Here is a 9,692-nt window from a genome sequence, read left to right on the forward strand (position 1 = left end):
CTCGCCCTTCGGGTCGTTGCGGCAAGCGCAACGCTGTCTCGCTTCGCTCGGCTCGAACCTGAACGCAGCTTCTCACCCGCACTCAACGTACAATATGCAAATGACAGAGTTGTTTTGGATTGAGGAGTTTACTTGAGATGGTGGGTCGTGCAGGATTCGAACCTGCGACCAATTGATTAAAAGTCAACTGCTCTACCAACTGAGCTAACGACCCATCTGAACTGCTTGAATTTTTTACTGCTTTTAGATGGTGGGTCGTGCAGGATTCGAACCTGCGACCAATTGATTAAAAGTCAACTGCTCTACCAACTGAGCTAACGACCCATCTAAATGTTTTTAGAATCAATGTGTAATCGATTCTTGCTGATATCACTCGGATTTATCAACCCGCGCTTTCTCGTATCAACGGCGGCTTATATTACTGATTTCTGACGAGGGTGCAATGGTTTTTTTTAAAAAAAAGATTAAGTGCACACTAAACATACGGATAACCCCGAAATATTCGGCTACATCGCTTCGGGGTTATCAATTACAGTGTACTGAGCTTCTTCTCTGCAAGTTTTGCACCAGAACTATTTGGGTATTGTTGTAATACCTGCTGGTAAACAGCCTTCGCTTTATCTTTCTGTCCCTTATCTTGCATGATCAACCCCACTTTAAATAAGGCTTCACTGCTTTTTTGAGACTTAGGATACTGCTTAACTACAGTCGCAAAGTAGAATGCGGCGTCATCCTTGCTACCTTTGTTGTAGTTTAACTGTCCTAGCCAATAGTTGGCATTCGATTGATATCCAGATTTTGGATATGCTTTGATAAACCCTTGTAATGCACCAATCGCTTCGTCAATCTGTGCTTTGGACTTACTTTCCATCGCCAGTTTAACAGCAGCATTGTAATCATCTTTTTCATTACCGCCGGAGCTTGCAGCTGGCGTATCTGAAGAAGATGATTGCGCATTTGATGCACTAGTATCAGTTGCATCTGAAGAGCTTGAAGAATCACCACCACTCGCTTTGTCTAATTGCATGTACAAATCTTTTTGGCGCTCAACAACTTGATTCAATTTGTATTCACTTTCTTGAATCTGTCCACGTAACATATCAATATCACGTTGGTTATCGGCTAATTGCTGCTGGATTTGATAAATCATTTGACCTTGAGAGCTAACAGCGGTCTCAAGTTGAGTGAGGCGGTCTGCGGAAGAACCCGATCCGACATTGTTGATTGGCGCTTGGGCAATAGCGGCCCAAGGGGCCGCTACGCCAACCAATAACGACAGACCAACTAGTAATTGTCTGAAGTTACTGTTCATAATAGATAATTTCGCTTATCTATTAGTATGCAATGACTGCACGACGGTTTTTCGCGTAGTCTGCTTCAGTGTGACCTAACACAGCTGGTTTTTCTTTACCGTAAGAAACCAGTGAAACTTGGTCACCTGAAACGCCTTTGCTTTGCAGATACATTTTAACCGCGTTAGCACGACGCTCGCCCAGTGCGATGTTGTATTCTGGAGTACCGCGCTCATCCGCATGGCCTTCAACAACAACACGTACAGATGGGTTGCTACGCAGGAATGCTGCGTGTGCATCTAACATTTCAGCGTACTCTGGAGATACATTGTATTTATCGAAACCAAAGTAAACAGTGTTGTTCTGTTGCAGTTGTTCCATTTGCTGACGTGCCAGCTCTTCCGCAGACAGACCAGTGTTAGTTTGATTCATAGAAGAATCATCACCAGTTTGGTCGTTGTTTTTGTTAGAGCTACAAGCTGCGACTGCCATGATTGGTAATGCGATCATCAGCCCTTTAAGCACTTTATTCAGTTGCATCGTTTTGATCCTTAATATTTTTGCCACACATTATTATTATGCATCACAGATACGGCGACCAGGCAGGGAATTTAACCTGTCCATCGGTTGCCGGAAGACGCGCTTTGAAACGCCCGTCGGTCGAAACTAGCTGCAATATAGTCCCCAAGCCTTGAGAGGAGCTATAAATTACCATAGTGCCGTTAGGTGCGATACTCGGCGTTTCATCTAGAAACGTTGACGTTAAATATTCAACGTTACCCGTTGCCAGATCCTGTTTGGCGATATGCTGCTGACCGCCCCCGGAGCTGACCATCACTAAGAAAGTTCCATCCGGGCTTACATCAGCGTCCTGATTTTGTGATCCTTCATAGGAGACACGAACAGGACTACCACCATTAATATTCATTTTATAAATCTGCGGACGTCCTGCCTGATCAGAGGTATAAACTAAAGTTTGGCTATCCGGCATCCAGCTTGGTTCAGTATTGTTACTGCGACCATCTGTTACTTGACGAATTTGACCACTACCTAAGTCCATCACATATAAATTCAGGCTGCCTGTCTTAGACAGAGCAAAAGCTAGTTTAGTCCCATCTGGTGAGAATGCAGGTGCCCCATTATGACGTGGGAATGATGCAACCTGACGAACCGCACCACTTGATAGAGTCTGGATAACTAGCGCAGAACTACCACTTTCAAACGTTACGTACGCAATCTTTTGGCCATCTGGTGACCAAGCTGGCGACATTAAAGGTTCTGGCGAACGGTGAACCGTGAATTGGTTAAAACCGTCATAGTCAGAAACTCGTAATTCAAACGGATATTGACCGCCGTTGGTCTTCACCACGTAAGCAATACGTGTACGGAAAGCACCACGGATACCAGTCAATTTCTCAAATACTTCATCACTTGCAGTATGCGCTGCATAGCGTAACCAATCTTTGGTCACTTTAAATTGGTTTTGCGCTAAAACTGCACCTGGGTTAGCGGCAACATCCACTAACTGATAGCTAACAACAAAGCTACCATCAGCTGCTGGTTGAACTTGACCAACAACAACCGCGTTAATGCCTAACGCAGTCCAAGCTTCTGGCGTCACTTCTGAAGCCGTGCCAGGTTGCTGAGGCATGCGGCTTGGTTCAATAGGGTTAAATTTACCACTATTGCGTAAATCAGCACCGACAATTCCGCCCACTTCTTGTGGCGGCGCACCCGCGCCAGCCCATTTAAATGGGACAACGCCGATTGGCTGAGCTGAGTTAACACCTTCAGTAATCTCAATACGGATCTCTGCCTGAGCAACAGTAGCCCATAGCATTAAGAACCCGAGAACTATTTTAAACGCATGCTTCATCCTAATCTCCCTTACTGCGATATTCACCACCGCAATAATTCGCTGAATTTTAACAAAGGTATACTAACAAAACTAGATAGCACACAAACTATTTATTACATTGCCTCAAAATTTACAATACAGACTGCTCTGAGTTGTTGAAAATCAAGGCTTAAATACCAATGTGCTACCCGATTTATTAAACGTATCATAGACCTCTCTGCTAGGTGGTTTTGGCATAGTCGCAAGTTTTGCTGCTCTCATTGCCGCCTCACATAACGCGGGATCATTTGCTGGATTATTTTTCGGTGAAATATTCACCAATAACCCATCTGGTGCTAACTTCAATTGCAGTTCACAAGTACGTCCACGATAACTTTCTGAGTCATAGAATTTACTTTGAACAGCAGCCTTAATTTTACCGGCATAGCTATCAACATCAGCATTCGATGCGCCTGATTTTTTACCACCACCGCTACCCGCAGCTGTTTGTCCACCTTGCTTGCTTGGCCCTGATGCAGTTAAATCACCCAGCAAATCATCAACAGATGATGCACTTTTCGCAGCTTCAGCTTTGGCTTTAGCTGCTTTTGCTTTAGCTTCTTTATCTGCCTTAGCCTTAGCTTCTTTGTCAGCTTTCGCTTTAGCATCAGCATCGGCTTTAGCTTTGGCTTCTTTATCAGCTTTAGCTTTAGCGTCAGCTTCCGCTTTTTCTTTAGCTTCTTTTTCTGCCTTAGCCTTAGCAGCTTCAGCTTCTTTCTTAGCTTGTGCGTCAGCTTTTTCTTTCGCTGCCGCTTGTTCTTTCACGAGTTTTTCTTTTTCAGCTTTGGCTTGAGCAGCGGCTTCTTCCGCTATTTTTTGCTCTTCCTTCGCTTTTTTAGCCGCATCTAAGGCTTGTTTTTTCTGCTCTTCAGCTTGTTTTTGCTGTTGCTCAGTTTCTCGCTGAGTTTGAATCCGCTCTTCTTCAAGTTTTTGCAGACGTTTTTGTTCCTGCTCTTGCTTTTCTCTTAGCTCAGCATCTTGTTTTTGTTGCTGTTCTTTACGCTCTTTAGCTGCTTGCTGGGAGCTTTTTTGCTGCTGCTGAGATTGATTATATTGCTCAACAACTGCACCAGGGTCGACCATCACTGCATCAATGACAGTCCCCTCTTCCCCACCGCCGCCAAGTTGGACGACTGTCACTAAAGAGCCTATAACGATCAAAGCAATCAATAAGATGTGCAGCCCAGCTGACATCAGTAATGAGCGCTTCAAGTCATCCTGTTTCTCTTTTGTCTTTCCCACTCTGGTTTCCAAAAAAAGAATCGATTCTTTTCAATTATATCTGAGCCACTTTCAAAGTGGCGTCAGCAAATTAAATAGGTTGAGTCATCAAACCAACAGATTTGATCCCAGCACCGTGTAACATGTTCAGCGCCTTAATGACTTCGTCATAAGGAACTTCTTTCGCACCACCAATTAGGAAAATCGTTTTCGGATTTTTTTCTAACTGCTCTTTTGCGACCGCTGAAATTTGTTCAGGTGGCAGTAATTCCATGCGCTCACCATCGACCAATAAATTATATTGATCAACACCCGCCACTTCTAAAATAACGGGGGGATTATCACTGGATGAGACGGTTTGGGTATCTGTTGCATCCGGCAAATCAACTTCCACGCTCTGAGAGATAATGGGTGCAGTTGCCATAAAAATCAGCAAAAGCACCAACAATACGTCCAGTAATGGAACAATGTTGATTTCGGATTTTAGCTCACGTCTGCGTCTACTATTGCGCGCCATTCGCTTTTCTCCCTCGTCTTATTTCTTATCAGCCGAGAATGCTTGACGATGCAAGATAGCGAGGAATTCTTCCATAAAGTTATCGTAGCTTTGCTCAAGTTTATTCACACGTAAGTTTAAACGGTTGTACGCCATAACAGCTGGAATTGCAGCGAATAGACCGATTGCTGTTGCGATCAGAGCTTCCGCAATACCCGGAGCAACCATTTGTAATGTTGCTTGTTTTACCGCACCCAGTGCGATGAAAGCATGCATGATCCCCCAAACGGTACCAAACAGACCAATATAAGGGCTAATTGACCCTACGGTACCTAAAAATGGGATATGCGATTCAACAGATTCCAACTCACGGTTCATGGAAATGCGCATAGCACGAGATGCACCAGTAACTACCGCATCTGGTGCATGAATATTAGCTTGATGTAAGCGAACAAACTCTTTGAAGCCAGAGTAAAAAATTTGTTCTGCACCACCTAATGCATCACGACGAGCTTGGCTTTCTTTATATAAGCGGGACAGCTCGATACCTGACCAGAATTTATCTTCAAATGCTTCCGCTTCGCGCGTGGCGGCATTTAAAACTTTTGTTCTCTGGATAATAATCGCCCACGATGCAATAGAAAAACCGATCAAAACGAACATAATCAGCTGAACCAATAGGCTCGCTTTTAGGAATAAATCCAAGATATTCATGTCAGTCACTGCTTAAACTCCGCGACAATAGACTTAGGAAGCGCTTTCGGCTTCATTTTAGATGTGTCCACACAAGCAATTAGGGCTGTCGCCCCACAAAGCAAGTTACCTTGCAAATCAACTAACCTTTGCTGAAAAAGTAAAGAAGCACGTTTTATTTCAACGACTTCCGTTTCCACTTCCAGCAGGTCATCTAACCGAGCGCCCTTAATAAAATCGATGGTCATACTACGGACGACAAAACCAAGGTTCTCAGCGAGTAAACTTTGTTGGTTAATACCTTTATTCCGCAACATTTCTGTTCTTGCCCGCTCAAAAAAAGCCAGATAACGTGCATGATATACAACTCCGCCCGCATCTGTATCTTCATAATACACGCGGACAGGCCAGCGAAATAACATAAAAAAACCACTCCGTCTTAGGTTAAATTAATTAACGGTGTCACTATACGCAAGACAGTGCCGCTTTGGAATCACTTTGCAGGTAAAGATATCAAAAATAATTGCAGGCCGCATGGCCTACAATCTGAATTTAGATTAACTAAAGACTTTTACAAGTCCCCAGATAAGAATGATGGCGGCAGGTAATGGGTGGAACAGCACTCGCCACGTCAATTTATTGGGTAGGAAGCCCACTCCAAAAATGATGGCGCTGCAAGTTGCCCATATCATGAGAAGACCTTGCCAGATTGGAAATGCACTGGTATTGGCTGCAAACAGGGAAGGATCCCACATTACTGCGCCAGCGGTTACTAAAGCTAATATAAGGATAAGGGCCCTTATCGGGCCCTTTCCTAATAGCTGATAGGATTTATCCATCAGCATACTATTTACTCACCATCTTTAGCTGTTTTAGCTTCTTTTGCACTTTCAGAGTGCTCAAGGGCTAATGCTGCAATCACTGCAAAACTACAAGCTAACAGAGTGCCGAGGATCCAGGCGAAATACCACATATGTTATGCTCCTTAATACAGTGAATGCTTGTTGCTTTCGATGAAGTTTTTGTCCAAACGGCCAAACATTTTGTAGTAACACCAAGCGGTGTAGCACAGGATGATTGGAACAAAAATGATAGCAACCACAGTCATAACTTGCAGAGTGAACAGGCTAGATGTCGCATCCCACATGGTCAAGCTTGCATTTGGCATGATGCTTGAAGGCATGACGAACGGGAACATTGCAACACCACATGTCAAGATAATGCAAGCGATAGTCAATGATGAGAACAGGAATGCCCAACCATTTTTATCTGCTTTAGTTGCAATCATCGTTAACAGTGGCAATGCCAGACCCAGACCAGGTAAAGCCCACAGGATTGGATACGTATTAAAGTTAGTTAACCATGCACCAGAAACAACTTCTACAGTTTTGTTCAGTGGGTTAGACGGGCTTAATGTATCAATCGTTGAAGTCACAACATAACCATCGATACCCATCACTAACCATACGCCAGCACCAGCGAACGCTAACAGAGTCACTAACGCACAGATGTAAGTTGCTTTACGAGTACGTAAGTGCAGTTCGCCCGTTGTACGCATTTGCAGATAAGTTGCACCTTGGGTAACAATCATCATTAAACCGACAACACCAGCTAACAGACCGTATGGGTTCAGCAGACCAAACAGGTTACCTGTATAAGTCAGATACTGCTGGTTATCGATTTGCAGTGGAACACCCAGTAACAGGTTACCAAACGCAACACCGATAACTAACGGAGGCACGAAACCACCGATGAACAGACCCCAGTCCCACATGCTACGCCATTTTGGGTTCTCCAGTTTAGAACGGTAGTCGAAACCAACCGGACGGAAGAACAATGCAGCTAATACCAAAATCATAGCGACATAGAAGCCAGAGAATGAAGCAGCATAAACCTGAGGCCATGCAGCGAACATTGCACCACCCGCGGTGATTAACCAAACTTGGTTACCATCCCAGTGCGGTGCAACAGCATTAATCATAACGCGGCGTTCAGTATCTGTTTTACCTAAGATAGGTAATAAGAAGCCTACGCCCATGTCAAAGCCATCCGTGACGGCAAATCCAATCAGCAGTACGCCGATAAGGATCCACCACACAAATCGAAGAACTTCATAATCAAACATAAGTGGACTCCTGTTTACTGAACGTCGTGTGCTGAACTATTTTTCTGTTCAAAATGGTAACGACCGGTTTTCAGGCTGCTAGGCCCTTTGCGAGCGAATTTGAACATTAAGAACATTTCGGCAATCAAGAACAGTGTATACAGACCACAGATCAGAGCCATAGAGAAGATCAGGTCTTGTGGGGTTAAGTTAGAGTGTGCGACCGAAACCGGTAACACTTCACCAATTGCCCACGGTTGACGACCATACTCAGCCACGAACCAGCCTGATTCAATAGCAATCCATGGTAATGGAATACCAAACAGAGCCAGACGAAGCAGCAGTTTGCTCTTACCAATACGGTTACGAACAACTGACAGGAATGACCAACCGATGATTAACAGTAACGCGAAGCCAACTGCAACCATGATACGGAATGCCCAGAACAGTGGTGCAACATTAGGAATACTGTCTTTAACCGCTTTCTGAATTTGTTCTTCTGTCGCATCAACAACGTTTGGTGTGTATTGTTTTAACAGAAGGCCATAGCCAAGGTCTTTTTTACTTGCTTCGAACGCAGCACGCAGTTCTGGGCTCTTATCACCAGCTAACAGCTGTTGTAATTGACCATAAGAAACCATACCGTTACGGATACGGACTTCGTGTTGCTTCATCAGATCTTTCAGACCTAATACTGGCGTATCGATAGAACGCGTTGCAATAATACCCATCGCCCATGGAATTGAGATAGAGAATGTATTCTCTTGTTTCTCATTGCTTGGGAATGCGATTAGGTTAAATGCAGCTGGAGGCGCATGGGTTTCCCACTCTGCTTCAACAGCGGCGAGCTTCGTTTTCTGCACGTCACCCATTTCGTAACCTGATTCATCACCAAGAACGATAACAGAGAGAACAGCAGCCATACCAAAGCTTGCAGCAATTGCAAAAGAGCGCTTAGCGAATGCCAAGTCACGACCTTTAAGCATATAGTAAGAGCTGATACCCAGAACGAACATAGCACCAGTACAATAACCGGCAGCAACTGTGTGAACGAATTTAACTTGCGCAACTGGGTTCAGGACTAGCTCAGAGAAGCTAACCATTTCCATACGCATTGTTTCGTAGTTGAAGTCTGCAGCGATAGGGTTTTGCATCCAACCGTTCGCAACCAGAATCCACAGCGCAGAGAAGTTAGAACCTAAAGCAACTAACCAAGTCACCGCAAGGTGCTGAGTTTTGCTTAAACGATCCCAACCGAAGAAGAATAAACCAACAAAGGTAGATTCTAAGAAGAATGCCATCAGACCTTCGATTGCCAGAGGCGCACCGAAGATATCTCCAACGTAGTGGGCGTAGTATGACCAGTTAGTCCCGAATTGGAACTCCATAGTCAGACCAGTCGCAACACCCAGAGCGAAGTTAATACCAAATAACTTGCCCCAGAACTTAGTCATATCTTTATAAATTTGTTTACCAGACAGCACATATACCGTCTCCATAATCGCAAGCAAAAACGCCATACCGAGCGTTAATGGAACGAACAGGAAGTGATACATCGCAGTTAAGGCAAACTGTAATCGTGACAGTTCGACAATATCAAACATCTTGACTCCTTGCTCCTAGCAGGAAGACACCGACTTGCGGCAACCCAGCTTCCAGTGTTAAACGGGAAAGCCTCTTAACTACCAGCAAAAAATGCCTCAAAACAACAAATAATTAACAAAAGTAAAAGAAAAAACCTACCATAATAATAGTACGCCTATCTTCACATACAATAAACTTCTTTTACGTGATTCAGATTTGAATTCTGAAGTTATATCAATAATTATACCCTTTAATAGAAAAATGAGTATTTGATCGAGCACCAATTTAAGCAATTTGGGCAAATAAATCTAGTGGTAATAAATTGATTTACGTCAATTTTTTCTCACTTGTTAATTGTTCTCGACCCGATTCAAATAATAGTTAGCTAGTTGTTAACTACCTGTT

General features: G+C 43.9%; 11 protein-coding genes and 2 tRNA genes. All 13 read right to left on the minus strand.

What is annotated here, in order from left to right; all coding sequences use genetic code 11:
* Positions 1–138: 138 nt before the first annotated feature.
* The 13 genes from JK188_RS06490 to cydA all read right to left on the minus strand — a co-directional run bounded on the left by JK188_RS06490 (position 139) and on the right by cydA (position 9,307).
* A tRNA-Lys gene (locus JK188_RS06490) sits at positions 139–214 on the minus strand.
* A gap of 34 nt (positions 215–248) precedes the next feature.
* Positions 249–324: transfer RNA gene (locus JK188_RS06495), tRNA-Lys, on the minus strand.
* Between the two features lie 205 nt (positions 325–529).
* Entirely contained in the window at positions 530–1,312 is a 783-nt protein-coding gene (cpoB, locus tag JK188_RS06500) for a cell division protein CpoB (RefSeq protein ID WP_154600186.1), read from the minus strand.
* A gap of 22 nt (positions 1,313–1,334) precedes the next feature.
* Positions 1,335–1,832: a peptidoglycan-associated lipoprotein Pal gene (gene pal, locus JK188_RS06505; RefSeq protein WP_006660438.1), complete on the minus strand. Its 498-nt coding sequence runs from the start codon at positions 1,830–1,832 to the stop codon at positions 1,335–1,337.
* Between the two features lie 43 nt (positions 1,833–1,875).
* Positions 1,876–3,168 (minus strand): Tol-Pal system beta propeller repeat protein TolB, encoded by a 1,293-nt coding sequence (gene tolB / locus JK188_RS06510; RefSeq protein ID WP_036947763.1) that lies wholly within the window; start codon positions 3,166–3,168, stop codon positions 1,876–1,878.
* 144 nt (positions 3,169–3,312) lie between these two features.
* The gene (gene tolA / locus JK188_RS06515) at positions 3,313–4,431 is read right to left on the minus strand and encodes a cell envelope integrity protein TolA (protein WP_211887958.1); all 1,119 of its coding nucleotides are present in this window, start codon (positions 4,429–4,431) and stop codon (positions 3,313–3,315) included.
* A gap of 70 nt (positions 4,432–4,501) precedes the next feature.
* Positions 4,502–4,927 (minus strand): colicin uptake protein TolR, encoded by a 426-nt coding sequence (tolR, locus tag JK188_RS06520; RefSeq protein WP_211887957.1) that lies wholly within the window; start codon positions 4,925–4,927, stop codon positions 4,502–4,504.
* Positions 4,928–4,945: 18 nt separating this feature from the next.
* A complete protein-coding gene (tolQ, locus tag JK188_RS06525) occupies positions 4,946–5,629 on the minus strand; it encodes a Tol-Pal system protein TolQ (RefSeq protein ID WP_036947783.1) in 684 nt (227 codons plus the stop codon).
* Positions 5,626–6,021, minus strand: a complete 396-nt coding sequence (gene ybgC / locus JK188_RS06530; RefSeq protein WP_036947785.1) for a tol-pal system-associated acyl-CoA thioesterase — start codon at positions 6,019–6,021, stop codon at positions 5,626–5,628. Before ybgC ends, tolQ begins: the two co-directional genes overlap by 4 nt.
* Before the next feature lie 135 nt (positions 6,022–6,156).
* A complete protein-coding gene (ybgE, locus tag JK188_RS06535; RefSeq protein WP_132494279.1) occupies positions 6,157–6,444 on the minus strand; it encodes a cyd operon protein YbgE in 288 nt (95 codons plus the stop codon).
* Between the two features lie 5 nt (positions 6,445–6,449).
* Positions 6,450–6,572 (minus strand): cytochrome bd-I oxidase subunit CydX, encoded by a 123-nt coding sequence (cydX, locus tag JK188_RS06540; protein WP_006660445.1) that lies wholly within the window; start codon positions 6,570–6,572, stop codon positions 6,450–6,452.
* A 12-nt stretch (positions 6,573–6,584) separates the two neighbouring features.
* Positions 6,585–7,724 (minus strand): cytochrome d ubiquinol oxidase subunit II, encoded by a 1,140-nt coding sequence (cydB, locus tag JK188_RS06545; RefSeq protein WP_132494277.1) that lies wholly within the window; start codon positions 7,722–7,724, stop codon positions 6,585–6,587.
* Positions 7,725–7,738: 14 nt separating this feature from the next.
* The gene (gene cydA, locus JK188_RS06550) at positions 7,739–9,307 is read right to left on the minus strand and encodes a cytochrome ubiquinol oxidase subunit I (RefSeq protein ID WP_211887956.1); all 1,569 of its coding nucleotides are present in this window, start codon (positions 9,305–9,307) and stop codon (positions 7,739–7,741) included.
* Positions 9,308–9,692 lie beyond the last annotated feature (385 nt).

It is taken from the genome of Providencia sp. JGM181, assembly GCF_018257375.1.
Classification (GTDB): domain Bacteria; phylum Pseudomonadota; class Gammaproteobacteria; order Enterobacterales; family Enterobacteriaceae; genus Providencia; species Providencia lanzhouensis.

Excerpts from the sequence above, each read along its gene's own strand:
- cpoB (WP_154600186.1), bottom strand. The coding sequence starts at position 1,312 with ATGAACAGTAACTTCAGACAATTACTAGTTGGTCTGTCGTTATTGGTT.
- pal (WP_006660438.1), bottom strand. The coding sequence starts at position 1,832 with ATGCAACTGAATAAAGTGCTTAAAGGGCTGATGATCGCATTACCAATC.
- tolB (WP_036947763.1), bottom strand. The coding sequence starts at position 3,168 with ATGAAGCATGCGTTTAAAATAGTTCTCGGGTTCTTAATGCTATGGGCT.
- tolR (WP_211887957.1), bottom strand. The coding sequence starts at position 4,927 with ATGGCGCGCAATAGTAGACGCAGACGTGAGCTAAAATCCGAAATCAAC.
- ybgC (WP_036947785.1), bottom strand. The coding sequence starts at position 6,021 with ATGTTATTTCGCTGGCCTGTCCGCGTGTATTATGAAGATACAGATGCG.
- ybgE (WP_132494279.1), bottom strand. The coding sequence starts at position 6,444 with ATGCTGATGGATAAATCCTATCAGCTATTAGGAAAGGGCCCGATAAGG.
- cydX (WP_006660445.1), bottom strand. The coding sequence starts at position 6,572 with ATGTGGTATTTCGCCTGGATCCTCGGCACTCTGTTAGCTTGTAGTTTT.
- cydB (WP_132494277.1), bottom strand. The coding sequence starts at position 7,724 with ATGTTTGATTATGAAGTTCTTCGATTTGTGTGGTGGATCCTTATCGGC.
- cydA (WP_211887956.1), bottom strand. The coding sequence starts at position 9,307 with ATGTTTGATATTGTCGAACTGTCACGATTACAGTTTGCCTTAACTGCG.